At 58.7% G+C, this 25,654-nt stretch carries 20 protein-coding genes; 4 read left to right on the top strand and 16 right to left on the bottom strand.

The features are described 5' to 3' along the window. Window positions 1–87: 87 nt before the first annotated feature. Together ACTWLJ_RS27225 and ACTWLJ_RS27220 are read left to right on the top strand one after the other, a co-directional pair. A complete protein-coding gene (locus ACTWLJ_RS27225; RefSeq protein WP_445179207.1) occupies window positions 88–4,851 on the top strand; it encodes an RHS repeat-associated core domain-containing protein in 4,764 nt (1,587 codons plus the stop codon). 6 nt (window positions 4,852–4,857) lie between these two features. Next, window positions 4,858–5,265, top strand: coding sequence for a hypothetical protein (locus ACTWLJ_RS27220; RefSeq protein WP_445179206.1), 408 nt, complete (start codon window positions 4,858–4,860; stop codon window positions 5,263–5,265). Here ACTWLJ_RS27220 and ACTWLJ_RS27215 read toward each other — a convergent pair. Together ACTWLJ_RS27215 and ACTWLJ_RS27210 are read right to left on the bottom strand one after the other, a co-directional pair. Continuing rightward, window positions 5,260–7,050, bottom strand: coding sequence for a bifunctional diguanylate cyclase/phosphodiesterase (locus ACTWLJ_RS27215; protein WP_445179205.1), 1,791 nt, complete (start codon window positions 7,048–7,050; stop codon window positions 5,260–5,262). The genes ACTWLJ_RS27220 and ACTWLJ_RS27215 overlap by 6 nt on opposite strands. Before the next feature lie 132 nt (window positions 7,051–7,182). Further along, window positions 7,183–9,267 carry a carboxy terminal-processing peptidase gene (locus tag ACTWLJ_RS27210; protein ID WP_401219338.1) on the bottom strand — a complete coding sequence of 695 codons (2,085 nt, stop codon included), beginning with the start codon at window positions 9,265–9,267 and terminating at the stop codon, window positions 7,183–7,185. Window positions 9,268–9,405: 138 nt separating this feature from the next. On the opposite strand from ACTWLJ_RS27210, the gene ACTWLJ_RS27205 reads away from it, so the two are divergent. Beyond that, window positions 9,406–10,368, top strand: a complete 963-nt coding sequence (locus ACTWLJ_RS27205; protein ID WP_445179204.1) for a zinc-binding dehydrogenase — start codon at window positions 9,406–9,408, stop codon at window positions 10,366–10,368. Window positions 10,369–10,483: 115 nt separating this feature from the next. Here ACTWLJ_RS27205 and ACTWLJ_RS27200 read toward each other — a convergent pair whose 3' ends face one another. From ACTWLJ_RS27200 to ACTWLJ_RS27175, 6 genes are all read right to left on the bottom strand, one after another. Beyond that, window positions 10,484–11,137, bottom strand: coding sequence for an HAD family hydrolase (locus ACTWLJ_RS27200; protein WP_401219342.1), 654 nt, complete (start codon window positions 11,135–11,137; stop codon window positions 10,484–10,486). A 34-nt stretch (window positions 11,138–11,171) separates the two neighbouring features. Then, window positions 11,172–12,161 carry an ABC transporter ATP-binding protein gene (locus tag ACTWLJ_RS27195; RefSeq protein ID WP_445179203.1) on the bottom strand — a complete coding sequence of 330 codons (990 nt, stop codon included), beginning with the start codon at window positions 12,159–12,161 and terminating at the stop codon, window positions 11,172–11,174. Further along, window positions 12,158–12,958: an ABC transporter permease gene (locus ACTWLJ_RS27190; protein ID WP_401219347.1), complete on the bottom strand. Its 801-nt coding sequence runs from the start codon at window positions 12,956–12,958 to the stop codon at window positions 12,158–12,160. The genes ACTWLJ_RS27195 and ACTWLJ_RS27190 overlap by 4 nt, the downstream gene beginning before the upstream one ends. After that, window positions 12,945–13,781 carry an ABC transporter permease gene (locus ACTWLJ_RS27185; protein ID WP_445181426.1) on the bottom strand — a complete coding sequence of 279 codons (837 nt, stop codon included), beginning with the start codon at window positions 13,779–13,781 and terminating at the stop codon, window positions 12,945–12,947. Before ACTWLJ_RS27185 ends, ACTWLJ_RS27190 begins: the two co-directional genes overlap by 14 nt. Window positions 13,782–13,786: 5 nt before the next feature. Continuing rightward, window positions 13,787–14,593, bottom strand: a complete 807-nt coding sequence (locus ACTWLJ_RS27180) for an alkaline phosphatase family protein (protein ID WP_445179202.1) — start codon at window positions 14,591–14,593, stop codon at window positions 13,787–13,789. Window positions 14,594–14,765: 172 nt separating this feature from the next. Continuing rightward, window positions 14,766–15,833 carry an ABC transporter substrate-binding protein gene (locus ACTWLJ_RS27175; RefSeq protein WP_401219352.1) on the bottom strand — a complete coding sequence of 356 codons (1,068 nt, stop codon included), beginning with the start codon at window positions 15,831–15,833 and terminating at the stop codon, window positions 14,766–14,768. Between the two features lie 351 nt (window positions 15,834–16,184). Between ACTWLJ_RS27175 and ACTWLJ_RS27170 the strand changes: the two genes are divergently transcribed. Continuing rightward, window positions 16,185–16,898: a UTRA domain-containing protein gene (locus ACTWLJ_RS27170; RefSeq protein ID WP_201227334.1), complete on the top strand. Its 714-nt coding sequence runs from the start codon at window positions 16,185–16,187 to the stop codon at window positions 16,896–16,898. A 526-nt stretch (window positions 16,899–17,424) separates the two neighbouring features. Here the strand turns inward: ACTWLJ_RS27170 and ACTWLJ_RS27165 are convergent. The 8 genes from ACTWLJ_RS27165 to minC form a co-directional block, all read right to left on the bottom strand. Then, a complete protein-coding gene (locus ACTWLJ_RS27165; RefSeq protein WP_445179201.1) occupies window positions 17,425–18,759 on the bottom strand; it encodes an amidohydrolase in 1,335 nt (444 codons plus the stop codon). Window positions 18,760–18,823: 64 nt separating this feature from the next. Next, a complete protein-coding gene (locus ACTWLJ_RS27160; protein WP_445179200.1) occupies window positions 18,824–20,977 on the bottom strand; it encodes a mechanosensitive ion channel family protein in 2,154 nt (717 codons plus the stop codon). Window positions 20,978–21,052: 75 nt separating this feature from the next. Further along, window positions 21,053–21,202 (bottom strand): hypothetical protein, encoded by a 150-nt coding sequence (locus ACTWLJ_RS27155; protein WP_401219365.1) that lies wholly within the window; start codon window positions 21,200–21,202, stop codon window positions 21,053–21,055. A gap of 220 nt (window positions 21,203–21,422) precedes the next feature. After that, the gene (locus ACTWLJ_RS27150; RefSeq protein WP_401219360.1) at window positions 21,423–22,712 is read right to left on the bottom strand and encodes a M18 family aminopeptidase; all 1,290 of its coding nucleotides are present in this window, start codon (window positions 22,710–22,712) and stop codon (window positions 21,423–21,425) included. A 178-nt stretch (window positions 22,713–22,890) separates the two neighbouring features. After that, a complete protein-coding gene (locus ACTWLJ_RS27145) occupies window positions 22,891–23,526 on the bottom strand; it encodes an RluA family pseudouridine synthase (protein ID WP_003223144.1) in 636 nt (211 codons plus the stop codon). 90 nt (window positions 23,527–23,616) lie between these two features. After that, a complete protein-coding gene (minE, locus tag ACTWLJ_RS27140; protein WP_003223146.1) occupies window positions 23,617–23,871 on the bottom strand; it encodes a cell division topological specificity factor MinE in 255 nt (84 codons plus the stop codon). Next, window positions 23,871–24,683: a septum site-determining protein MinD gene (minD, locus tag ACTWLJ_RS27135; protein ID WP_445179199.1), complete on the bottom strand. Its 813-nt coding sequence runs from the start codon at window positions 24,681–24,683 to the stop codon at window positions 23,871–23,873. The genes minE and minD overlap by 1 nt, the downstream gene beginning before the upstream one ends. Window positions 24,684–24,883: 200 nt before the next feature. After that, entirely contained in the window at window positions 24,884–25,621 is a 738-nt protein-coding gene (minC, locus tag ACTWLJ_RS27130; protein ID WP_445179198.1) for a septum site-determining protein MinC, read from the bottom strand. Window positions 25,622–25,654: the final 33 nt, after the last annotated feature.

Below are 25,654 nucleotides of genomic sequence, written 5' to 3'. Positions count from 1 at the left end.
CAAAGTCCTCGCGCCTAAATTTCTGCGCGAGGGAACGTTCATGTTCGACCCGATATTTCATTCCGCCCCGTATCCAGTCGTGTGCTGATGGACGCTTTCTCGCGTATCGAGCAGGAACTCGACAGCTTTCCCGACACCCTCAGCCTCTACCGCCAACAACTCAAACACTGGTTCAGCCAGAGCGCTGACCGCATCAGCTATGCAGCGGATTTGCCGTCGCTGATGGGCATGGAGCGGGTGATTGTTTTCGGCGACCGCAGCACTGCCGTCAGCAGTGGTGATGACAACTTCTTCTCCAGCGTCGTTCAGTGCCCTGCGGACAAGAAGATGGAGATCGAGAGCAAGTTCGAGTCGCTGTATGACATTCCGCTGGGTGACATCGTCGTCGATGTGGTGGCGATGGATGGGGGCGAGGTCACCCCTGTAACTCTCGATGCGCAAGGCAAAGGTTCATTCAGCGGCACACCCGGCAAGTTTTATCGGGTGCTGGTGCGCAGTGAGGTCACGCCGGAGCAGCTCGAAGAGCTTTTCACTTCCTACGATGGCCTGACCGGTCAACTGGATGGCTGGCTGCGCGGTGAGTGGCAGACGTTTAAACCGCAGTGGTCGCAGTCGGTGGCGACAGCGGCAGGCAATGGCATGCTCGCGGGCAGTTGGGCGGCGATTGAGGGCGTGTGGGACAGCATTGGATTGCTGTCGGAGATTCTTCAGGACCCCGGCAAGTTTGCCGAGCGCCTGGGGAGTGCCGCGAATGATCTGATCGAACTGGCGAAAACTGCGCCGCAGATGATGGAGAAACTCCAGCTGCTGGTCAGTGACGAAGCCGCGCTGTGTCTGCTGTTACGCAGTGCGAGCCTCTGGTTGGAGATGCTGCCGCCCAGTGAAATCGCTGGCAAAACGGCTGAAGCGGTATCGATGATCGTTGTGCAGTTGCTGATCGACGTGCTGATCGGCGTTGTACTGACGTTTGTCGGCGCTGGCGCCGGGGTTGCTTATCTGACGTTCCGTCTGGCTGATCGCGGTGCGCAACTGCTGGCAGCGGTGAAACGATTGGTGAAGGCGATGTTCGGCATCGTCAGTACCTTTATCGACTACGTCGACCGCTACAAGACTGTCGCCGCGCGGGGCATTGCTGCCGGGGTGAAAAAAGGCCGGATGCAACTGCGCTGGGATGCCAAGCGCAATGCCGCGCTTAAGAAAAACCAACATCACGACGACTCCCCCGATCAGGCGAAAAATCCTAACGGTGACAGTGCCGACTGTGGGCCGCTGACCTGCACCAATGGCTGTCCGGTGTCGATGGTCACGGGCGAGGAATTGCTGACCCTTACGGATGGCACGCTGGATGGGCGGCTGCCATTCGACTTCACCCGCGTTTATCGAACCAGCGCTGTTGAACTGGATGTCGGACTGGGTTTCGGCTGGAGCCATTCGCTGGCGCATCGGCTGGACTTTGATGGCGATGCGGTGGTTTGGGTCGATCACGAGAACCGCCGGACGCGGTTTCCGTTGCCGAGTGTTGAACGGCCGGCGATTCATAACAGCCTGTCGCGGGCAGCGATTTTTCTTGGGGATGAGCCGGAGGAATTGATCCTCGCACTGGCCGGGGAAGCGTCGCGGTTTTATCACTTTCGGGCCGGGCGTTTGACGGCGATCAGCGATGCTTATGGCAATCGTCTGACTGTGCTTCGCGATCGGTCTGACAGGATTTCGCGCCTCGACAACGGTGCTGGTCGGGCGCTGTTGTTGCGTTACGACCGGGCGCAGTTGGTCGCGGTGGATTACCAGCGTTTTGATCCGGCGCTGAACCTTGCCGAGCCCTGGGCGACCGAACAGACGCTGGTCAGTTACCGCTACGACGCCCTGCGCCGCTTGATCGAAGCGACCAATGCGGCCGGGGAAAGCGAGCGATACGACTACGACGATGCGCACGTCATCCTGCAACGGCAATTGGCCGGGGGTGCGAGTTTTTACTGGGAGTGGGAGCGTTCCGGGATAGCGGCGCGGTGCGTGCGGCATTGGGCGTCGTTTTCGCAGATGGACACGCGGTATGTCTGGGACGACGCCGGCAGTGTCGCGGTGCATTACGTTGATGGCACCGAAGAGGTTTACGTTCACGACGACCGTGCGCGGCTGGTGCGCAAGGTCGAGGCCAATGGTGGCGAACATCTCAAGGCGTATGACGCTCAGGGGCGGTTGACGGCCGAGCAGGACGCGCTTGGTGCCGTCACTGAATATCGCTACGACGATGTCGGACGGCTGATCGCGCTGATTCCACCGGGTGATGCGCCAACGTCCTACGAGTATCGCAACGGTTTCCTGCACAGCCGTACGCGTGGCGATGCGGTTTGGGGTTATCGACGTAATGCTCAGGGCGATGTCACCGAAGCGGTCGATCCTGATGGCCAGATTACCCATTACCACTACGACGCCCGTGGGCAGTTGCTGTCGATTCGTTACCCGGACACCAGTCGGCATGTGTTGCTGTGGAACGACCTTGGGCAACTGACCGAAGAAACCTTGCCTGACGGTGGTGTACGGCGCTTTTCCTACGATGCGCAGGGGCGACGGACCACAACGCAGGACGAACACGGTGCGATTACTCGTCAGCAATGGGATGCGGTTGGCCGACTGGTTCAGACGACATTGCCAACCGGCGCCACGCGGGCATACAGCTACGGCGCTTACGGCCAGGTCACCGCCGAGCGCGATGAGCTGGGCCATATCACTCGTTACGAATATGACGACGATCTGCACCTGGTCAGTCGGCGGATCAATCCTGACGGCACGCGGGTGCATTACCGCTACGACCATGCCCAACTGTTGCTCACGGAGATCGAGAACGAGTCCGGCGAAAAGTATCAGCTGGACTACACGCCGACCGGATTGATCCGACAGGAAACCGGCTTCGACGGACGCCGTACCGCGTACGGCTACGACCTCAATGGTCATCTGCTGGAGAAGATCGAGTTTGGTGATGACGGTTCGCGGCTGATCACCGGGTATGAGCGGGATACAGCGGGGCGCCTGCTGATAAAGACCCTGCCGGACGGGGTCAAGGTTTCTTATCAATACGACCGCCTCGGTCGTTTGGTGGGTGTTGATGACGGCCAGGATCATCCGCTGGCCTTCGAATATGACGTGCAGGATCGGCTGATCACCGAGCATCAGGGCTGGGGCACGTTGCGGTATGCCTATGACGCCTGCGGTCAGCTTCAGCGCATGCGTCTGCCGGACAACAGCAAGCTTGATTACCACTATGCCAAGGGTGGTGCGTTGACGGCGATTGACCTCAATGGCGCACAACTGACCTCGCACCAGTTCGAGTTTGGCCGAGAGCAACAACGTCAGCAGGGTTTGCTGCACAGCCATTATCACTATGACGAACAGGGCCGCTTGCAGGCGCATTCCGTCAGTCAGACATCCCGGGCGTTGTACCTGCGCCACTACAGCTACGCGGTGAACGGTAACCTGGCGAGCATTGCTGACAGCCGCCATGGTCAGCGCAGTTATTACTACGACGCCATGGATCGGCTGATCCGCGTGCGACATTCGCGCGACGAACTCCCGGAGTCCTTCGCTCACGACCCGGCCGGCAACCTGCTGATGCAGGATCGTCCGGGGCCTTCGCAGATCAAAGGCAATCGCCTGCTGATGCAGGGTGATCGCCACTATGACTATAACGCCTTCGGCAATCTGATTCGCGAGCGACGGGGTACCGCGCACAAGCTTGTCACCGAATATCGCTACGACAGTCAGCATCGATTGATTGGTCTGACTCGACCCGATGGCCAGACTGCCAGTTATCGTTACGACGCCTTTGGTCGTCGGATCAGCAAGACTGTTGACGGTCAGACCACCGAGTTCTTCTGGCAAGGCGACCACCTCGTCGCCGAAAGCAGCCCGACGCAACACCGAAGCTTCGTCTACGAACCCGGCACCTTCCGTCCATTGGCCCTGCTCGACGGCAAAGGCCCGAAGAAAGCCTGCCCGTTTTACTACCAACTCGATCACCTCGGTACGCCGCTGGAGTTGACCGATTACAGCGGCGAGATCGTCTGGTCAGCGCAGTACGACGCCTACGGCAAAGTTGCTGCGCTGACTTTGGCGGCTGACGATTATCTGGACCAGCCGCTGCGGTTTCAGGGGCAGTATTTCGATGCGGAAAGCGGGCTGCATTACAACCGGCATCGGTATTACGATCCAAGGGTTGGACGGTATCTGACGCCAGATCCGGTGAAGTTGGCGGGTGGGCTTAATCAGTATCAGTACACGCCGAATCCGACGGGGTGGGTTGATCCGTTGGGGTTGACGTCCAACTGTCCGATGCCGAATAAACCGGGTTGTAAGGTGCCGGGTGGGGTTGGTGGGGCTAAGGTTGATGAGGGTGAGCCCAAACCTCCTGCGCCAAAACTAAGTGCAGAACATGCTGCGAAGAAAGCTATGGTGGAGAGAAATAACAGTCAAAAGATGCACATGGTTGGTAAGCATGGTCCTGAGGTGCCAGATAGTAAATTCAAACAAAGGGCAATCGACGGTACTGACCCGATTACAGGTAGTAGGAAAGCTAATAGTAAGGGCAATCCGAGTTCAAGATTCTACAGCTGGGTGTTGATGCAAAAAGCCTATACGCTCGCAACGACACGGGTCGAGAAAGGCCTCCCACAGTTTACGGGGCAAGATAATAAAGGTGCCAATGTCGTGAAAATGAGACTACCCGCAGTAGGGGAGGGATATGTCCCGAACTCGAAATCGAAAGAAAACCCAAAGTTGATTAGTGATATGGGGGGATTTGAGATGAAATTTGATCCTGTTACCGACGTGCCATTCACACTTTTTCCGACTAAGTAGATTGCTATGTTTATTGATCCAGGAACGATGAAGCCATATGTGCCAACGCCAGCTTATTTTTTGGCTTGTTTTGATATTTATGATCGTGAAGAAACGTTGGGCGAAGAGCTTGAAAAATTCAATCCCGATGATCCAGTTGATAGGGAAGAATTAATTCGTAAATATTGCTTGCCTATGAATCGATCATACATGCATAGATTTCTAATGATGAGGTCTTTAAAGCAGGCACTTCAGGAGGAGTCTTATGATTTTGGTTCATTTTTTCAATACGACCCCGAAGCCTATTCATCATTTCCTGATGGATGGGATGAAATGAAGAGTTTCAGAGATTTTTTTCAGGACATATTCAGACTTGCCAATATTGAGTGGAGAGATGACCTTCAGAAAGCTGAGATTGAAGAACAATCTTCATAGGAAAGATTTGGCAAACAATTTTTGGTGATTAGGATTATTCAGGCTGTCCAGCACATGCACGCTATACCCCGGAATATTCTTCGCGTGATGCTTCGCCTGCGAAGCCATTTCCGCTAACTGACTCGCATCCAGTTCTGCGCACGCTTCGGGATGCAGATGCACCACACCGATGGAAAGCGACAACAACGGAAACTCCTGCCGCGCACCCTGGCGGTTCGGCGCGATAAAGCAGCCAGCCTCAAGGTGTTCGGGGCGGTAGAAGCGGCGGCATTGGCTTTGGAAGTCGTCGAGCAGTTGGTTCAGGCGTTTGCGCCACTCTTCCGGGCCGAGGACCAGCAGGAAGTCGTCGCCGCCGATGTGGCCGACGAAGTCGCGGGAAGGGTCGACGCGTTCGTTGAGGCATTGCGCCAGACACAACAATACTTCGTCACCACGGCCGTAACCGTAGATGTCGTTGAAGGGTTTGAAGCTGTCGATGTCGACGTAGCAGATCACTGACTCCCTAGCCTGTTGCAGCAGGCGGGTCAGGCATTGCTGAATCGGCACATTACCGGGCAGCAGGGTCAGCGGATTGGCGTAGCGGGCCTGCTGGATTTTCAGTTCGGTAATCAGTTTAAGTACGTCGATCACTCGGCCGAGGCCGAGGTAGCCGCCGTTGAGGGTGATGATGAAATCTTCTTCGATGCGTTGCCGGGCGCGGCTGGTGATCAGTCGGCTGACCTGTTGCAGCGACTGGCTCATTTCCACGGCGAGGAAGTCGTCGTTCATCAAGCGGCTGATCGGTTTGCGGGCGAACAGGTCGGTGGCAAAGGGTTTGAGCAGCGCATCGGACAACGAATGCCGATGGACGATGCCGCACGGCTGCCCTTGCTCATCGAGCACCGCCAGCGAGTTGAGGTTGGCCTGACGACGAAAGGCCTCCAGCACAGTGGCGGTCGGGGTGTCGCGGGCCACGGCAGGTTGCTCGTTGAGCAGGGCACTGAGGTCGCTGCCTTCGTCATTCAGCGCCACGGTGCTGGTGTCGTGTTTCGGCATCAGTGCTCGCGCATCTCGCGGTGGATGTTCCTGCGGTCGGCCCAGCAGATAACCCTGTACCAGATCGACGCCCATCTCGGTCAGCACCGCCAGCTCCTCGGGCAGTTCGATGCCTTCGGCGATGACCTGCGCCCGGGAGGCCTTGGCGATTTGCAGGATCGATCCGACGAACTCACGCTTGAGGGCGTCCTGATGAATGCCGTCGATGAAATGCCGGTCGATCTTCACGTAATCCGGTCGCAGCTCCGACCACAGACGCAGGCTCGAATAGCCGGCGCCTAGATCATCCAGTGCGATGGAAAAACCCATGGCGCGGTAGTGATGCAGTGCTGTTTGCAGCAGCTGGAAGTCGTCGATGGGCGTCTGCTCGGTCAGTTCGATTACCACCTGGCTCGGTGGGATGCCGAAATCCTGTAGCAGTTGCAGCGTGCGTCCCGGCTGATGCGCGGCTTCAAGCAGGGACTCAGGCGAGACGTTGAGAAACAGTTTGCCCGGCAGTTGCTGTTCGTTGAAACGGCGGCAAGCGCTTTGACGGCAGGCGATCTCAAGTTCGCTCAAGCGTCCGGCCTGACGCGCCACAGCGAACAGTGCGATAGGCGAGTGCAGCGGGCTGTTGGACGGGCCGCGAGTCAGGGCTTCATAGCCGAGGATGCGTCGTTCAGAAAGACAAATGATCGGCTGAAACAGGCTGTGTAAACCGCTTTGAGTCAGGATCGAGCTCAAGGCACTCAGCTGTTCGGTCGTGGTCATGGCAATCTCTGGCGATAAAAAAAGGACTGGGAGCGCTCTTTTTCAAGAGAGGCTCCCAGTCCTTTATTGCACGACAGAATGATGACTGTTTGATGACGATCCGGGGATCGTCAGCATTAAATTGCCATCACCTTACTTCTTTGCCACCTGATTGCTCAGCTTCAGGTAATCCAGCAGAACGCGCCCGGTTTCGCTCAGGTAGGCATCGTCTTCCGGTTTTACCTTGTCCGGCTCGGCGGCTGCGAGGGCGTCGTCATCTTCTTTCTTCAGCTCTTTGAGCGGTTCTTCGCCTTTGGCTTTGCGACGGATGTTCTCCATCACCAGTTGCTTGGCGTCGATGTCGGCGTGCTGGGCACGACGGTCGGCTTCATTAAGGCTGACGGTTTTTTCTTCCATCAGTTTTTGCGCCAGTGCCAGCTTGTCGCGGATGAACACGAACTCGGCATCCTTGGCGGTGCGAGTGTCATGCTCGGACTTGAGCTGAGCCAGATACGGTTTGAACGGATCTGCTGCCGGCTTGATCGCAGCCTTGATGGTGTCCCAAGGCATGGCTTCCGGCAGAGCGCTCTCGCCGATTTCCTTGGTGTCGATCAGCGACGGATAGTCGATGTCCGGCAGTACGCCCTGATGCTGGGTGCTCTGGCCGGATACCCGGTAGAACTTGGCCAGGGTCAGTTTCAGTTCGCCATGGTTCAGCGGCTGAATGGTCTGCACGGTGCCTTTACCGAAGGTCTGGCCACCGATGATCAGCGCACGGTGATAGTCCTGCATGGCGCCGGCGAAGATCTCCGAAGCCGATGCGGACAAGCGGTTGACCAGCAACGCCATCGGGCCTTTGTAGAACGCACCCGGGTTTTCATCTTCAAGCACGTCAACGCGGCCATCGGCGTTACGCACGAGTACGGTCGGGCCCTTGTCGATGAACAGGCTGGTCAGCTCGGTCGCTTCCTGCAGGGAACCGCCGCCGTTGTTGCGCAGATCGATGACCACGCCGTCGACTTTTTCTTTCTGCAGCTCGGTCAGGAGTTTCTTGACGTCGCGAGTGGTGCTCTTGTAGTCCGGATCGCCGGCACGGAACGCCTTGAAGTCGAGGTAGAAGGCCGGGATCTCGATCACGCCGAGCTTGTAGTCCTTGCCGTCCTGTTTCAGGTTGAGAATGGACTTCTTCACGGCCTGGTCTTCGAGCTTCACCGCTTCACGGGTGATCGACACGATCTTGCTGGTCTGGTCGTTCGGCGCATTGCTGGCCGGAATCACTTCCAGACGCACCACGGTGCCTTTCGGGCCGCGGATCAGTTTGACCACTTCGTCCAGACGCCAGCCGACCACGTCGACCATCTCTTTGTTGGCCTGGGCCACGCCGATGATCTTGTCGGCCGGTGCAACCTGTTTGGTCTTGTCGGCAGGGCCGGCAGGCACCAGACGCACGACTTTCACCTGGTCGTTGTCGCTCTGCAACACGGCGCCGATGCCCTCGAGGGACAGGCTCATGTTGATGTCGAAGTTTTCCGCGTTATCCGGCGACAGATAGTTGGTGTGCGGGTCGTAAGACATGGCGAAGGTGTTGATGTACGCCTGGAAGATATCTTCCGGACGGGTCTGATCCAGACGCGACAATTGATTCTTGTAGCGCTTGGTCAGGGTTTCCTGAATTTGCTTCGGCTCTTTGCCGGCGATCTTCATCCGCAGCACTTCGTCCTTGACGCGTTTGCGCCACAGGTCATCCAGTTGTGCGGTGGAGGTCAGCCAAGGGGCGTCCTTGCGATCGATCAGCAAGGTCTCCTTGGTGGTGAAGTCCATCTTGTCGACGCCTTTGTTCAGCTCGGCAATGGCGAAGTCCAGACGCGATTTGACGCGGTCCAGATAGCGCTTGTAGATGGTAAAACCGGCGTTGAGGTCGCCGCTCTTGAGGAAGTCGTCAAACTGCGTCTTCCACTTGTCGAACTCGGCAATGTCGCTGGCCATGAAATAGCTGCGCGACGGGTCCAGCAGCTTGATGTAGCTGTCGTAGATGATCACCGAGCGCGCATCGTCGAGCGGCGGCTTGCTGTAGTGGTGACGCTTGAGCAACTCGACGACGTTGAGACTGGCGATCACTTCATCGCGATCAGGCTGCAAGTTGTCCCAGCTGTTGGCTGCGAATGAACTGCCCGATACCGGCAACAGGCCGATACCGATGAAAAGAGCTAGGGCGGTGCTTGGGAGCAAATGCTTCATGCTGATTCGACGCGGGGACAATTGATAACGCATATTAGGCCGTCTTTGAAGTCGCCGGATCTACGAGAGCCGGTCGCATAATGCAAAAAGCCCGGCGCTACAGCTTCGGGCTCAGTCCAGACTCACTATGGAGGCACTGTGAAGGCATTGCAAGGCGTTGAAGGTCAAGTGACATGGGTTGAAGAGCCGAGTCCTACGTGTGATGTAGGACAAGTTCGCATTCGAGTGTCGGCAGCCGGACTCAATCGCGCCGATTTATTACAGAAGGCGGGTCTTTATCCGCCGCCGCCAGGGGCGAGTCAGGTGCTCGGTCTTGAGTGCTCCGGGGTCATCAGCGAGGTCGGCGCCGGGTCTTCCTGGCAGGTCGGTGACCGCGTTTGCGCCTTGCTGGCCGGGGGCGGGATGGCTGAAGAGGTGGTCGTCGACGGACGGCACGTGCTGCCGGTTCCCGAAGGTGTGTCGCTGATCGAGGCCGCAGCATTACCCGAGGTTTATGCAACGGTCTGGCTGAATGTGTTTCAGCTGGCTGCGCTCAAACCGGGTGAGAAAGTTCTCTTGCACGCCGGAGCAAGTGGAATTGGTTCAGCCGCTATTCAGCTGTGCAAGGCATTTGGCAACCCGTGCTGGGTCAGCGTCGGTTCTGCCGAGCGATTGGCTTACTGTGAGGCGCTGGGAGCCCAGGGCGGCGTGGTGCGCACCGATGATCTGGAGGGCCTGCGTGATTTCGGCCCGTTCGATGTGATCCTCGATCCGGTCGGCGGCAATTATTCAGCGCTGAACCTGAAGTTGATGGCGCTGGACGGCCGTTGGGTGTTGATCGGTTTGATGGGCGGTCGCGAGGCGAAACTGGACCTGGCGCAGGTGCTGGCCAAACGGGTGCAATTGCTGGGGTCGACGTTGCGCAGTCGTGACGACCAATTCAAGGCTGATCTGCTGAGTGATCTGGGCCAGCATGTATGGCCGCTGTTTGCCGAGGGGCGACTGCGCCCGCAACTGGCGAAAGCCTTCCCGGTGAAAGATGCCGAGGCGGCGTTTGCCGAGCTGGCGAGCAATACCGTTTCGGGGAAAGTGGTGTTGGTGATTGACGAAAGTCTGAGCTGACAGCATTGAAACCCTGTAGAAGTGAGCCTGCTCGCGATTGCGCCTATTCAGTCAACATCAATGCTGATTGATAAACCGCTATCGCGACCAGGCTCACTCCCACATTAAATCTTTGTCATTTCCAGAGATGGATCGGCCAGCCGGCCTTTTCGGCGTGCTCGAGCAGCACCGGGTCCGGGTTCACCACATGCGGGAAATCTACCTTCAGCAACAACGGCAGATCATTGCGTGAGTCGGAATAAAAACTCGCGCCCTCCAGATTCTCTTCCTCAGCATCCAGCCATTCCAGCAACCGGGTGATTTTGCCTTCGCGGTAGGTCAGGGTACCGACGGTGTGGCCGCTGTAAACGCCATGCGCGACTTCCAGTTCGATCCCCAGAATCTCGTCGATACCCAATCGGTCGGCAATCGGGCGTACCAGGTGCGTGCCCGACGCCGAGATCACCAGAATCCGGTCACCCGCCTTGCGATGAGCGGCGATGGTTTTGGTCGCATCGCTGAAGATGATCGGCTCGATGAAATCTTCCACCCACGGGCCGACCAGATGATCGACTTCTTCCGGCGTGCGGCCGATCAACGGCTCCAGGCTGAAGTCCATGTACTCTTCCATGCGCAATTTGCCATGGCTGTAGGCGTCCATCAGTTCGTTGTTCTTGCGCATGAACGACTCGGGGTCGACCCAGCCCAGGCGCCCCATCTGCTCGCTCCAGAGGGTGGCGCAGTCGCCGTGGATCAGGGTTTCGTCCAGATCAAAAATTGCCAGGGCCATCAGTACGATTCTCTCTTCAACGTCAGCAAAGTCATCAGGCTACCTCACACAGGGCCGTCGGATCGATGGAAAGTGCAAGGCGTCGGCCGTCCGGGTGCAGGTCTGCCGCAGAGCGGTTGAGCACGTCCACCACCAATTCCACACCGCGTGCTTCGACCCGATAACGGATCACGTTACCCAGCAGGCTGTGGCTGCGGATTTGTGCATCGAGTTCGCCATTGAGGCTCAGTTCGATGGCTTCCGGACGAATCGCGATACGGTGGTTGATCGGCCGTTGCAACAGTTTCGAGGCGCTGTCGGCGTCGAGCAGGTTGTAGTTGCCGATGAACCCGGCGGCAAAGACATCGACCGGCGCGGTGTACAGGGTTTCGGCGTCGCCGCTTTGTACGATTTTTCCCTGATTCATCAGGAAAATGCGATCAGACATGGTCAGCGCTTCTTCCTGATCGTGTGTGACGAAGATCGTGGTCAGGCCGAGTTCGCGTTGGATCTGCCGGATCTGTTCGCGCAGGTGTTTGCGAATCCGTGCGTCCAGCGCCGACAACGGTTCATCCAGCAGCAACAGGCGCGGTCGAGTCACCAGCGAGCGGGCGAGGGCAACACGCTGGCACTGTCCGCCGGAAAGCTGATGCGGATAACGGCTGGCGAAGTCGTTCAGTTCAACCAGTTTCAACACTTCGGTGACACGTTTGTGGCTGTCGTCGGCGTTGACCTTTTGCATGCGCAGGCCGAACGCGACGTTCTGCTCGACGGTCATGTTGGGGAACAGCGCATAGCTCTGAAACACCATGCCGATGCCGCGCTTTTGCGGGGTCAATGGCACGATATCGACGCCATCAAGCAGGATCTTGCCGCCATCGACCGCTGTCAGGCCGGCGATGCAACGCAGCAGCGTGGACTTGCCGCAACCGGACGGGCCGAGCAGGGTAACGAATTCACCCTTCTGGATTTCGCAGTCGATATCGCTGAACACCGGGGTACCGGCGTAACTTTTTTGCAGGTGTTGGACGCTGACATAGCTCATTCGCTTTTGTCCTTGTTCAAGATGTTGGCGACCCAGGTCAGGACCAGCACGAAGAGGAAATAGGAGATCACCAGCGCACTGGTGAAGTGACCGCTGCTGTTACGCATGTTGTTCAGATAAACCTGCAACGTTTCGTAGCGGGTGCCGACGAGGATGTTGGCGAATACGAATTCGCCGAACAGGAACGAGAACGACAGCAGCAACGCGACCATCAGGCCTTTGCGCAGATTCGGCAGCACCACCAGGATCGCCGCCTGAAAGGTACTGGCGCCGAGCAGTTGTGCGGCGTCCATCAGGTCGCGCAAGTTGATCGCTTGCAGGTTGTTGGTGATCGCCCGGTACATGAACGGCAGCGCCACGGTGAAGTAGCAACCGATCAGAATCCACGGCGTGCCGACCATCGCCATAGGCCCGGAACCATAGAGCTGCAACAGCCCCACCGACGACACTACCGGCGGCACCGCGAACGGCAGCAGGATCAGGATGTTCATCAGCGCATCGAGTTTCGGAAAGTGGTAATGCACGACGAACAGCAGTGGCAGGATCAGCACCACCGACAGAATCAGCGCGCCGACGCAGACCAGCAGCGACTGACCGAAGGCGTGCAGGAAGCGTGGATCGCTCCACAACTGGATGTACCACTTGAAGGTGAAACCGCTGGGCAGGATGGTCGCTGACCAACTGCTGGCAATCGAATACACCAGCGTGCCCGCCAGCGGTAGCAGCAGGATGGCGAACAGCAGGTAGACCACGACGCGGTGGTAGATGCCGGCCGGGCCGGATTCAGCGCGAGACATGGTAGCTCCTCTTCAACAGCAGTTGATGCACGACGGTCACGATGGTCATCAACGCCACCAGCACCACGGCCAGCGCACTGGCCATGTTCGGATCAAGTGAAATGTCCCCGGAAACCATTGCCGCAATGCGGATCGGCAGTACGTTGAAGTTGCCGGTGGTCAGCGCGTACACCGTGGCGTAAGCGCCGAGGGCGTTGGCCAACAGGATCACGAAAGTGCCGAGCAGCGCCGGGGTCAACACCGGCAGACCGATATGGCGCCAGAACTGCCAGCCGTTGGCGCCAAGCAGCGCAGCGGACTCGCGCCAGTCTTCGCGCAGGGCATCGAATGCCGGATAGAGCAGCAGCACGCCGAGTGGAATCTGGAAGTAGGTGTAAAGAATGATCAGCCCGGTTTTCGAGTACAGGTTGAAGTCCTGAATGATCCCGGCCTGCTTGAGCATGATGGTGAAGCTGCCGTTGAACCCGAGCAAAATGATGAACGCGAAGGCCAGTGGCACGCCGGCGAAGTTGCTGGTCATGTTGGCGAAGGCGTTGACGAAGTTGCGCAACTTCGAGTCGACCCGGCGCAGCGAGTACGCGCCCAGCACCGCGATGATGATGCCGAACACGCTGGACCAGAAACTGATCTCGAGGCTGTACTGGATCGCTTGCAGATAGAACTTCGAACTGAAGATCTTGCTGAAGTTGGCGATGCCCCAACCGAACTCTTCCGATTGCAGGCTGTTGATCATCACCCAGACCAGCGGGGCGATTTCGAACACGATAAAGAACAGCGCGAAGGGCACCAGACACAGGGCTGCCAGCCATTTACCACGAATCATCGAGTTCACTTGAGCAGCTCCCGGCACACAGGTTTGTCGTGGGGTACGCCGAGCAGTTCGCAGACCGTGCCGCAGATCTCGGTCTGCTTCGGAGCTGCGTCATTGTTCAGGCTGAAGGCGTCGCCGAGAGCGAACAGCGGCACCTGGCGTTCTTCCGGCAGCAGGCCGTTGTGCGAGCGGTCGTTGTTCATGCCGTGGTCGGCGGTCACCAAGACCTGATAGCCGGCGTCGAGCCACGTTTGCAGATAGTCGGCGAGGATGATGTCCGCCGAGCGGGCGCTGTTGCGGTACTGCGGGGTGTCGAGGCCGTGCTTGTGCCCGGCGTCGTCGATGTTCATCGGGTGGATCAACAGAAAGTTCGGCGTATGGCGCAGGCGCAGGTTTTCAGCATCGGCGAACAGATGCGAATCCGGATAGTGGTCGTTCCAGTAGAAATGCCCGTGCTGAATCGGCAGCGCTGGATCGTCAGTATGGCGGTCACGCGCAGCCACGAACGGCGAACGGTTATACAACTCGCTGACCCAGTGATAGGCCGCCGCAGCGGTTTTCAGGCCGGCATCACGCGCGTAGTGGTAGATGCTGCGCTGATTGGACAGGCGTGAAACGTTGTTGTGGACGATGCCGCTGTCGATGGGCGGCACGCCGGTCAGGATGCATTCGTAAAGCGGTCGGGACAGGGCCGGCAACTCGCACTCCAATTGATAGAGCGCGGCGCGTCCTGCGCCAACATAAGCCTGCAGATGCCCCATGGCGTGGCGCGCGACCTCGTAGTTGAGGCCGTCGAGCACGACAAGGATGACGTTGTGCTTCATAGGGGCAAAAACTCCGCGAAACAGAAAATTCAACCGAGATCCCTTGTAGGAGTGAGCCTGCTCGCGATGACGCCGGGTCAGTCAACAGTGTTGTTGAATGTTCGACCGCTATCGCGAGCAGGCTCACTCCTACAGGGATTTGTTGCAGATCACGCAGAGGTGATCTGTAGCTTTATTTCATCTCTACGATGACTTCTTCGTTCCACTTCTGCGGCAGGGCCTTGGAGGTTTTCTCCCATGCATCGGCGTCTTTGATCGGCGTGACCTTTTTGTACTGCTCGTTCGGCAGCAGTTTGGCTTTCACGTCTTCCGGCAGTTGCAGATGCTCGGCGCGGATCGGGCGGGCGTTGCCGCGAGCGAGGTTGGTCTGGCCGGCGTCGCTGAAGATGTATTCGCGGGTCAGCTTGGCGGCGTTCGGGTTTTTCGCGTATTTGTTGATGATGGTGGTGTAGCCGGAAATCACCGAACCGTCGGACGGGATCAGCACCACATAGTCATCCGGGTTGGCCATCTTGGCCTTGTAGCTCAGGCCGTTGAAGTCCCAGACCACGCCGACTTCGATCTCGCCTTTTTCCATGGTGGCGATGGTCGGGTTGGCCATCGACAGACGTCCCTGTTTGGCAATGTCTGCGAACAACAGCAGGGCCGGCTGGATGTTTTTCTCGTCGCCACCGTTGGCCAGTGCCGCAGCGAGTACGCCGTTGGCAGCTTGTGCAGCGGTGCTCACGTCACCAATCGAAACCTTGTATTTGCCGCCCTTGAGGTCAGCCCATTTGGTGGGTACTTCCGAACCGTGCAGCAGCTTCTTGTTGACGATGAACGCGATGGTGCCGGTGTAGGCCAGCGCCCAGTTGCCGTCCTTGTCCTTGGCCCACGCCGGGACTTGATCCCAAGTGCTTGGCTTGTACGGTTGCACCACGCCTTGCTTGACCGCAATCGGGCCGAACGCTGCACCGACGTCGCCGATGTCGGCGCTGGCGTTGTCTTTTTCGGCGGCGAACTTGGCGATTTCCTGCGCCGAGCTCATGTCGGTGTCGATGTGTTTCAGGCCATAGGTCTTGGCCAGGTCTTCCCAGGTGCCTTTCCAGTTGGCCCAGTCATCGGGCATGCCGACGCTGTTGACGGCACCTTCCGCTTTCGCAGCGGCTTCCAGGGTTTTCAAATCGGTATCCGCAGCCATGGCGGCGGTGCACATAGCGATGGTCGAGCCTAACAGTGATGCCAGGAAAAGCTGTTTCATTCCGAAGCTCCTTGGGTCGTCTTCTACGCTGCGATTGCGGTTGTGTTGGTCTAGGTCAGCAATACCTGAGCCAATTTAAGGGGACTGGATGACACTTTGATGTCGGTGACCCCGCGCCAGACCGGTTTTTTGCCTATTATTGGCGAGTGCCAGCTAAGCGTAGACCATGCTCAAAGCCCCGGCAGGCAAGGGACTTGGCCGATGTATTGCAAGCCGTTAGCGCGACCGTTCAGCAGGATTGTCATCTCTCGGTCATCTGCACTGCCTAGGCTTGCAACACCTCGAAACGACTTGCGGGTCGTTCGGTTTTGCCCCGAAACAGTGCTGGTCTAGTCCAGATAGGTAACGTTGATGCGCGATGAGGCAACAAAAGCGGTGACAGCCATTGGCCAGGTATTGCAGGAGCAGCTCGATCACGGGTTGTTGGCTGCGGGCAGTAAGTTGCCGGCCGAGCGCAAGCTCAGTGAGTTGTTTGGCACGACGCGGATTACTGTGCGCGAGGCGTTGTTGCAACTGGAGGCTCAGGGGCAGATTTATCGCGAGGAGCGGCGTGGCTGGTTCGTTTCGCCGCCGCGTCTGGCGTACAACCTGATGCAGCGCAGTCACTTTCACGCGATGGTCAGTGCGCAGGGGCGGGAGCCTTCGACCGAGGTTATTTCGGCGCGGCTGCAACCGGCTTCGGCGGCGGTGTGTGCGTGGTTGCAGTTGCCGGCGTTGTCGAGCGTGATTCAGATTTGTCGGTCGCGGCGCATTGATGGGCGGTTGGTGTTGTATGTGGAGCATTATTTGAATCCGCAGTTTTTTCCGGGGATTCTTGAGTTTGATTTGAATCAGTCGATTACTGAGTTGTATGCGCGGCATTACGATTTGCACTATGGGCGGGTGCGCTTCGAGATTGTGCCGACTTCGCTTTCGGTGGATGCGGCGGCGGCTTTAAGGGTTTCGGTGGGGAGCCCGGGGTTGCGGATTGCCCGGGTCAATTATGATCAGCATGAGCGGTTGATTGACTGTGATCTGGAATTTTGGCGGCATGATGCGATTCATGTCGGGGTCGATGTTGTTTGAGCTTTGACCTTGGCGGCCTGTGGGCCGACCAGGCTATTGGGTTCTGTGTGAATATCCGTTTCTGCGGGTGTCGCCGATGGCGGTTTCGCTCTTACAGCGACTCACTTTTCCAAGCGCCGAAAAGTAAGCAAAAGGCTAGGCCCCGGCGTTCGGCCCGCTCGCTGGGGCTCGTGGTTCCTTCGCTCCGGGATCGATCCGGGGGCATCGTCTCCGGTTTGCTTCGCTGCACCTCCTCTCGATGTGTTCGACTTCGTCGAACGGTCGCTACGCTCCCACCCCCGGATCAATCCCTCCACTCAGCCTGCCGATATAGGTTTACCGGTTGGACTCAATCCTTGTGGGGGCTGGCTTGCCAGCGAAGGCGGCCTGACAGCCGACCTGTTTCTTGCGGATGTACTCAATCCCTTGTAGGAGCGAGCCTGCTCGCGATGGCGCCCTGACAGCCGACCTGTTTCTGACAGGCTGCACACGTTCCAAATGTGGGAGCGAACCTGCTCGCGATAGCGCCCCCACAGTCACCTCATCCCTATTGGCCCGCCCCCGCATTGGCATACAAATAATCCGTCGCCAACGAGGCCAATGTCCTCACTCCCACCACCAGCGCCGACTCATCCACAAAGAATCCCGGATTGTGATTCGGCGCAGCTTTGCTCATGTCCTGATCCCGCGGTGTCACGCCGAGGAACACGAATAATCCCGGCGCTTCCTTGGCGTAGAACGAGAAGTCTTCCGCGCCGCCCACCAATGGCCCTTGCACCACGTCGTCCTTGGCCGCCCACTTCAATGTCGGCAGCATTTTTTCCGTCAGCGCCGGATTATTGATGGTCGGGTCGTACTTTTCGATGATGGTGACGTCGGCTTTTGCGCCGCCGCTTTCGGCGATTTTCTCGATGGTCTGGCGGACGTCGGCGTGGAGTTTCTGGCGGATACCGTAGTCGTAGGAGCGGATGGTGCCGCTCATGTCCACCGACTCGGGAATGATGTTGTAGCGGGTGCCGCCATTGATGGTGCCGATGCTGACCACCGACGGAAACGAGGAGATGTCGGTGCGGCGGCTGACCACGGTTTGCAGGCCGACGATGGTTTGGGCGCCGACGGTGATCGGGTCGATGCCGTCCCATGGGCGGCCGGCGTGGGTTTGTTTGCCGAGGATTTTGATCCGCAGGTCGTCCGAGCTGGCGAGGGTCGGGCCCGGGCGGTAGGTGATTTGTCCGGCAGGGACGCCGGCCCAGACGTGCAGGCCGAATACGGCGTCGGGTTTCGGTGATTTCATCACGCCTTCCTGCACCATCATTTTTGCGCCCCAGGTGTTTTTGCCATCGGGGATGAAGTCGCTTGGGCCTTCTTCGGCGGGCTGGAAATAGAACACCACGGTGCCGGGCAGGGTGTCGCGCATGCCGCTGAGAATTTTCGCCGTGCTCAGCAGGATCGCGGTGTGGGCGTCGTGGCCGCAGGCGTGCATGACGTCGACTTCTTTGTCGAGGTAGGTGCCTTTGGCTTTTGAGGCGAAGGGCAGGCCGGAGACTTCCTTGACTGGCAAAGCGTCCATGTCCGCACGCAGGGCCACGGTCGGACCGGGCAGGGCTCCTTTGAGGATTGCGACCACGCCGGTGCGGGCGACGCCGGTTTTGACTTCCAGGCCCATCGCGGTGAGTTGTTTGGCGACCAGTTCGGCGGTGCGTTTTTCAGTGTTGCCCAGTTCGGGGTGGGCGTGGATGTCGCGGCGGGTTTCCAGCAGTTCCGGTTCGAGTGCCTTGGCCTGTTCGGCGATTTGGCTGCGGGTGCTTTCCATCGTCGCGGCGCCGGCCTGGCCGGCGCACAGGGTGAGTAAAAGGGCTTGGGCGATACGCGTCAGTTGCATTGGTTTCTCCTTGATTATTGTTGTCGGGCTTCCCTGCCTGTGACCCGCGTATCTCGCCTGAGTGCTATTCCTTCGGCTGACCACCGCCTGCCGTGATCACTTGCACACTCATGCGTGGCGTTGCCAGATCGAGTCCGGCTTCGTCGAGGTGGCGCTTGAGCGACAGGTTGAACGCCCGGGAAACTTCCCACTGTTTGATCGGCGCGGTCTTGAAGCGTGCGCGCAGAATCGCGCTCCCGGATTCGAAACTCTCGACACCCTGAATCTCCAGCGGTGACCAGATATTGCGGCGTTGCAGCGGATCGGTACGCATTTTCTGGCCGACGTCGCGCATCAGTTTGATCGCGTCATCGATTTCCATGTTGTACGGCACCGCCACGCGGAAGATCGCGTAACCGAATTCTCGGGAGTAGTTTTTGATGCTCTTGATTTCGCTGAACGGGATCGTGTGGACGATGCCGTCGATGTCACGCAGGCGCACGGTGCGGATGGTCAGGCCCTCGACTGTGCCGAGGTGGCCGCCGACATCGACGTAGTCGTCGATGGCCAGTGAGTCTTCGATGATGATGAACAGACCGGTGATCAAATCCGCGACCAGCGACTGTGCACCGAAACCGATGGCCAGACCGATCACACCGGCACCGGCCAGCAGTGGCGTGACGTTCATGCCCATGTTCGCCAGCGCGACGATCAGCGCGATGATGAAGATCGCGATGAATAGCACGTTGCGGATCAGCGGCATCATCGTCTGCGCACGGGCATTGGCCAGGCCTTTGCGTGAGCGGGTGAGGGCGTGGTGCACGGCGGTGTCGGCGAGTATCCAGATCAGCCAGGAAAAAATCAGCGTGCCGATCAGGCTGAACAGTTTGACGCTGACGTCGTGTCCTTCACCCTCGGCGAAACCGATCAGCGATTTGCCCCAGACGCGCAGGCCCAGTTCGATAAACGTCAGCCACACCAGCAGATGGGCAAGCGTATAGAAGAAGCTTTTCAGGCGTTCCGAATACAGCGCGTGGCGTTTCGGTCCGCGTTGCGGTTTCAGCGAATGGCGGCGGACGAGGCCGTTGATCACCATGCACATCACCAGCAGCACGGTGCAGATCAGCGACTGGCGCAATGCGGTGCTGGTATCGCCGGCAGACACGAACGTGGCGAACAACGAGATGCCGACCAACACCAGCGCCGGGATGTACCAGAAGGTGCCAAGGATATCGATGGTGTCGCTGAGCGCACGGCGGGTCAGGCGCCGGGACAGTGGCTGGTTGCGGATCAGGTGCGCAATCGGACGCCGGAAGCGCAGGATGAACAGCCCGGTGAACATTGCCGCGAGCACATTGGTGATCGTCGCGGCGGTGTGTGCCAGATGCACGCCGAGGCTCTCGACCAGGCGTGGATCGTTCAACGCTTCGCCAAACGCGGCGAAGCTGCCGATCAGCCACAACGGCCGGAAGGCCTGATGACGCAGGATGTACAACGCCCGATGCCGGTGCGGGCCGTCGAGCAAGGAGAAGGCAATCACGCAGATCGCCGAGAAACAGGTGCCGACCACCAGCGCATACGCCAGCACCATTGCCAGGCTTTTGCCCAGTGACGACGGCAGTGCGTAGCTCATGTAAACGGTCATCACCAGCGCGATCAGCCATGGCCCAAGCTTACGCAAAGCGAAGCGCAGCATGTCGAGGGCCTTGGGGTGTTGCGGCAGTTCTTCGGTCAGGCCGAAGCGCATGCGCACCCGGTGCCCGAGCCAGATCAACGCGGCGGCGAGCAGGCTCCAGACCATCAGGATCACCGCGAAAGCGAAGATGATCGGCAGCCATTCGCTGGCCGGTAGCATCAGCGCCGACAGTTCGTCTTTGGCCAGATTGAATTCGTTGGACCAGCGATTGAGCGGGCTGTCATTGCCGGTGAACTGTTTCTCGAAACTGGCCAGCGTGCCGCCGATCAGCCCGAGTACGCCTTCCTCCGGGGAAGCCTGGGCTTTCTGGGTGGCGTCGCGCAGTTTTTTCAGATCGTTGAGCAACTGGGTGCGTTGCTGATCGTTTTCCAGCGACTTGATGACTTCGTCGAGGGACTGGCCGAGCGGCTCTTGCGCCTGGGGCTGGGTTTTTTGCGAGTTGAGCAGGCTCGGTAAACCGACGGCCTGGGCTGACGTCATTGGCAACAATGTCATCAGGCAAACAAGCAACACACAGGGCAAAGCTAAAAGACGAGCGAACACTAGGCGGTCAACCTCGCAAGGGGCGGATCGAACGAGTGTACGAGCCCGCCAAAATCAATGCGAGCCGCTTGGGTGTTATTCGTTGAGTTTGGCGAGGATCTTGTACACCACGGTAGCCAGAATCATCAGCATGCCGATCCACATGGCGAACACGCCAGCGTTCTTGTCGCGGAAGTTGAAGCCGATGGCCAACAGGATCATCCCGGTCAGGATTGGAATGAGCATGGAGTGAAACGAAGACATCGAGATCATGGCGACAGCCTTGTCAAAGGGATGATTTAAGTCTAGGTCGGTTTTGCTCGACCGGTGGTGATGTGTATCAGAGTTGAGTCACCGCGACGGTAAATTTGTGTAGCTTGAACTGCCCTTTTCGCCAGCAGGCTGGCTCCCACATTTGAAATGCAATTCAATGTGGGAGCCAGCCTGCTGGCGATTTTTTCAGAGATTACGGCAATTCGCGGCAAGCGTAGAACGCGCTCAGCACTTTGACCAGGTGGGCCAGGTCGTGGCTGCCGCACAGTTCGCGGATCGAGTGCATGGCGAATGTCGGCAAGCCGATATCGACAGTGCGCACGCCCAGGTGGCTGGCGGTGATCGGGCCGATGGTCGAGCCGCAGCCCATGTCGCTGCGCACCACGAAGCTTTGTACCGGGACTTCTTCGGCCATGCACAGATGACGGAAGAAACCGGCTGTTTCGCTGTTGGTGGCGTAACGCTGGTTGCTGTTGACCTTGATCACCGGGCCGGCATTGAGTTTCGGGCCGTGGTTGGCGTCGTGCTTTTCTGCGTAGTTCGGGTGCACGCCGTGGGCGTTGTCGGCCGAAATCAGCAGGGACTTCTGAATGGCCCGGACGAACTCGTCACCTTCAGGCAACACGCGACGCAGAGTCTGTTCGAGCATCGGGCCGTCGGCACCGCAGGCCGAGCAAGAGCCGACTTCTTCGTGATCGTTGCACACCAGCACGCAGGTTTCTTCGGTGTCGGTGGTCAGCAAGGCTTGCAAGCCGGCGTAGCACGACAGCAGATTGTCGAGGCGCGCACCGGCAATGAAGTCGCCGTTGAGGCCAATCACCGCCGCACTTTGCGTGTCGTAGAAACTCAGCTCGTAATCGAGCACCACGTCGGCGTTGAGCCCGTGTTCGCGAGCCAGTTGATCGGTGAGCACTGCGCGGAAATCCACGCGCTCGTCACCGGCAAATTGCGCGAGGATCGGTGGCAGTTCGGTCTGGGCGTTGATTGCCCAGCCTTGATTGGCTTCACGGTTGAGGTGAATGGCCAGGTTCGGAATGATGGCGATCGGCGCCTTGAAGTCGATCAACTGGCTCTCGACCTTGCCGTCACGGCGGAAGGTCACACGGCCGGCCAGCGACAGGTCACGGTCGAACCACGGCGCGAGCAATGCGCCGCCGTAGACTTCGACGCCCAGTTGCCAGAAGCCCTGACGTTGCAGTTCCGGTTGCGGTTTGACTCGCAGGCATGGGCTGTCGGTGTGCGCGCCGACCAGACGGATGCCGTCGTACAGTGGCGAGTTGCGGCCCATTTTGATCGCGACAATCGAGGAATCGTTACGGGTGACGTAGTAGCGGCCGTTGGCCTCGATGTTCCACGTCTCACGCTCGTCGAGGCGCACAAAACCGGCGGCCTCCAGACGTTGAACAAGGCTGGCGGTGGCGTGGAACGGGGTAGGGGAGGCCTTGAGGAAGTCGATCAGGCCTTGGTTCAACTCTTCGCGCATAAGAAGCTCCAGACAGCAATGGCCGGGAGTTTAACGCATCGGCCAGGGAATTGAATCCGCACCGGATCCCTGTAGGAGTGAGCTTGCTCGCGAAAGCGGTTGATCAGTCAGCATTAAAGTTGAATGCAATACCGCTTTCGCGAGCAAGCTCACTCCTACATGGGAGGCGCGGTGTCAGTCAGAACGGAGCCGGGCACTCGAAGCGCAGGCGTTCGCCGGTTTGTGGATGGGTGAAGCTCAACATGCTGGCGTGCAGGCACAGACGCGGCCATGCAGCCAGCGCTTGTTCGTGGGCGTAGAGCCCGTCGCCGAGCAGTGGGTGACCGATCGACAGCATGTGTACGCGCAATTGGTGCGAGCGGCCGGTGATCGGAGTTAGCTCGACACGGCACCAGTCGCCGCAACGTTCGAGTACACGCCAGAAGGTCAGCGCGTGTTTGCCGAATTCGTGGTCAACCACATGACGCGGTTTGGTCGGCGGGTCGTAGCGCAGCGGCAGATCGATGCTGCCGCTGTCCAGTTCCGGCTGACCCCAGGCGAGGGCGGTGTAGGCCTTTTCGGTTTCACGGTCGTGAAACTGGCGCGACAGTTCGCGATGGGTGTCGGGGTCACGCGCGAGCAAAATGATGCCCGAAGTTTCCCAATCCAGACGATGGACGATTCGTGCTTCCGGGTAGCCGTTTTCCTGCAAGCGGGTAATCAGGCAGTCCTTGTTGTCATCGGCGCGGCCAGGCACCGAGAGCAACAGGGTCGGTTTGTCGACCACCAGTACGGCGGCGTCCTGATGGATGATGCGGATGTTGGACAGCGGCATTAAAACAGCCTCGTAACAAATGCCAACGGCGGCTCAGGACTCTTCCGATATCGAAAGAGCCCTGAGCCGCCGTGGCGACTGCCGGACCGACTAGCGGTCTGGCAGGGTGATATTGAGTTCCAGAATCGAGCAACTGCCCTGGCTTTCCAGCGCTACGTGCACGTCATCGTTACCGATGTTGACGTACTTGCGGATCACATCCACCAGTTCCTTCTGCAAGGCTGGCAAGTAATCCGGCGTGCTGCGCTGGCCGCGCTCATGCGCCACGATGATCTGTAGACGCTCTTTCGCTACCGAGGCGGTACTTGGCTTTTTGTTGGCACGAAAGAAGTCAAAAAGGTTCATTACCTACCTCCAAACAGGCGCTCGAAGAATCCCTTCTTCGTAACATCGAGGAAACGATGTTCTTTTTCTTTACCCAGCAGACGATCGACGGCGTCGCTGTATGCCTGGCCTGCGTCGCTCTGGTCGTCGAGAATTACCGGGACGCCGGAGTTGGAAGCCTTGAGAACTGCCTGAGACTCAGGAATAACGCCCAGCAGGGTCACTGCCAGAATTTCCTTCACGTCTTCAACGCCGAGCATCTCGCCATCGCTGACGCGCTGCGGGTTGTAACGGGTCAGCAGCAAGTGTTCCTTGATCGGGTCTTCGCCTTTCTCGGCACGACGCGACTTGCTGGCCAGCAGGCCGAGCATGCGGTCGGAGTCACGTACCGAGGACACTTCCGGGTTGGTCACGATGATCGCTTCATCAGCGAAGTACATGGCCAGGTGAGCGCCTTTCTCGATGCCCGCCGGGGAGTCGCAGACCACGAAATCGAAGTCTTCTTTAAGCTGCATCAGAACCTTTTCCACGCCTTCGACGGTCAGCGCGTCTTTGTCGCGGGTCTGACTGGCGGCCAGTACGTAGAGGTTTTCCAGGCGCTTGTCTTTGATCAGAGCCTGTTGCAGGTTGGCTTCGCCGTTGACCACGTTGACGAAGTCATACACCACGCGGCGCTCGCAACCCATGATCAGGTCAAGGTTACGCAAGCCCACGTCGAAGTCGACGATTACAGTTTTGTGGCCGCGCAGAGCGAGGCCGGTACCGATAGCGGCGCTGGTGGTGGTCTTACCCACACCACCCTTGCCGGATGTAACCACGAGAATCTTGGCCAAGGTGTTTCACCCCTAAGGAAGAAGGACTTTTTAGCCCCTGAAAAACATCTCTTGAAAACTACTGCAGTCGGACAGCCTTGGCTGGAATTCGGCTTGAGGAGGCGCTTGCCGGTGGCAAACACTCCCTGATCCTTTTTCCTACTTCGTTTGAGCCGTTTTCGCTACGTTTTAGAGATGCTTGGAAAATGCGGCAGTATCCGTTAAAGCCGAATGATGTTCAACACGTCGGCCGACAGGCTGACCTGTACACCGGAGCCCCACAGTGGATCGCGGCGCAAATCTTCGGAAACCTTGTAATGCCCGGCGATGGAGATTAGTTCAGCGCTCAATTGCTGACAGAAAATCCGTGCCTTGGTGTCACCCTTGACGCCGGCCAACGCACGGCCACGCATCGGGCCGTATACATGGATGTTGCCATCGGCGAGAAGTTCCGCCCCCGGACTGACCGAGGACACCACCACCAGATCGCCACCCTGGGCATATATCTGTTGGCCACCACGTACTGGCGTGGTGATTACACGCGTCGGTTTGATGGTCGGCTCAGGCGGCTTTTCCGGTTTTTTCGCGACGACGGGTTCAGGCATTTCCAGCGGCCGCTCACGGGCACCGGAAGGTGGCAACACCGGGATGTCGATGGCGATGGCGGCGGCGATGTCTTCGATGCGGCTGGCGCGGATCGCCAAGGTGCGCAGGCCATGCTGGCGGCACACACGCATCAGTCCCGGCAGGTCAACCGCGCCTTCGCCTGGCGGCAGTTTGTCCAGCGCCAGAACCAGCGGCGCGTTGCTGAAAAAGTTCGGCGCCTGGGCGACTTTGGCGGCCAACTGCCGATCGAGGCTGTCGAGGTCGTTACGGGCCAGCTCCAGCACCGTAATGGCCAGCATGCTGCCCTTCAACTGGAACACGGGATCTTGGTCTAGCGGGTCGGTTTGGCTCATGTCGGCATACAACGGCTTGTCACTAAAAGTGCC

This window comes from Pseudomonas sp. McL0111 (genome assembly GCF_052567255.1).
The sequence above is the reverse complement of the archived record's forward strand: the minus strand, read 5'-3'. Positions and strand labels throughout refer to the sequence as shown.

Excerpts from the sequence above, each read along its gene's own strand:
- ACTWLJ_RS27225 (WP_445179207.1), top strand. The coding sequence starts at position 88 with ATGGACGCTTTCTCGCGTATCGAGCAGGAACTCGACAGCTTTCCCGAC.
- ACTWLJ_RS27220 (WP_445179206.1), top strand. The coding sequence starts at position 4,858 with ATGTTTATTGATCCAGGAACGATGAAGCCATATGTGCCAACGCCAGCT.
- ACTWLJ_RS27215 (WP_445179205.1), bottom strand. The coding sequence starts at position 7,050 with ATGACCACGACCGAACAGCTGAGTGCCTTGAGCTCGATCCTGACTCAA.
- ACTWLJ_RS27210 (WP_401219338.1), bottom strand. The coding sequence starts at position 9,267 with ATGAAGCATTTGCTCCCAAGCACCGCCCTAGCTCTTTTCATCGGTATC.
- ACTWLJ_RS27200 (WP_401219342.1), bottom strand. The coding sequence starts at position 11,137 with ATGGCCCTGGCAATTTTTGATCTGGACGAAACCCTGATCCACGGCGAC.
- ACTWLJ_RS27195 (WP_445179203.1), bottom strand. The coding sequence starts at position 12,161 with ATGAGCTATGTCAGCGTCCAACACCTGCAAAAAAGTTACGCCGGTACC.
- ACTWLJ_RS27190 (WP_401219347.1), bottom strand. The coding sequence starts at position 12,958 with ATGTCTCGCGCTGAATCCGGCCCGGCCGGCATCTACCACCGCGTCGTG.
- ACTWLJ_RS27185 (WP_445181426.1), bottom strand. The coding sequence starts at position 13,781 with ATGATTCGTGGTAAATGGCTGGCAGCCCTGTGTCTGGTGCCCTTCGCG.
- ACTWLJ_RS27180 (WP_445179202.1), bottom strand. The coding sequence starts at position 14,593 with ATGAAGCACAACGTCATCCTTGTCGTGCTCGACGGCCTCAACTACGAG.
- ACTWLJ_RS27175 (WP_401219352.1), bottom strand. The coding sequence starts at position 15,833 with ATGAAACAGCTTTTCCTGGCATCACTGTTAGGCTCGACCATCGCTATG.
- ACTWLJ_RS27170 (WP_201227334.1), top strand. The coding sequence starts at position 16,185 with ATGCGCGATGAGGCAACAAAAGCGGTGACAGCCATTGGCCAGGTATTG.
- ACTWLJ_RS27165 (WP_445179201.1), bottom strand. The coding sequence starts at position 18,759 with ATGCAACTGACGCGTATCGCCCAAGCCCTTTTACTCACCCTGTGCGCC.
- ACTWLJ_RS27155 (WP_401219365.1), bottom strand. The coding sequence starts at position 21,202 with ATGCTCATTCCAATCCTGACCGGGATGATCCTGTTGGCCATCGGCTTC.
- ACTWLJ_RS27150 (WP_401219360.1), bottom strand. The coding sequence starts at position 22,712 with ATGCGCGAAGAGTTGAACCAAGGCCTGATCGACTTCCTCAAGGCCTCC.
- ACTWLJ_RS27145 (WP_003223144.1), bottom strand. The coding sequence starts at position 23,526 with ATGCCGCTGTCCAACATCCGCATCATCCATCAGGACGCCGCCGTACTG.
- minE (WP_003223146.1), bottom strand. The coding sequence starts at position 23,871 with ATGAACCTTTTTGACTTCTTTCGTGCCAACAAAAAGCCAAGTACCGCC.
- minC (WP_445179198.1), bottom strand. The coding sequence starts at position 25,621 with ATGAGCCAAACCGACCCGCTAGACCAAGATCCCGTGTTCCAGTTGAAG.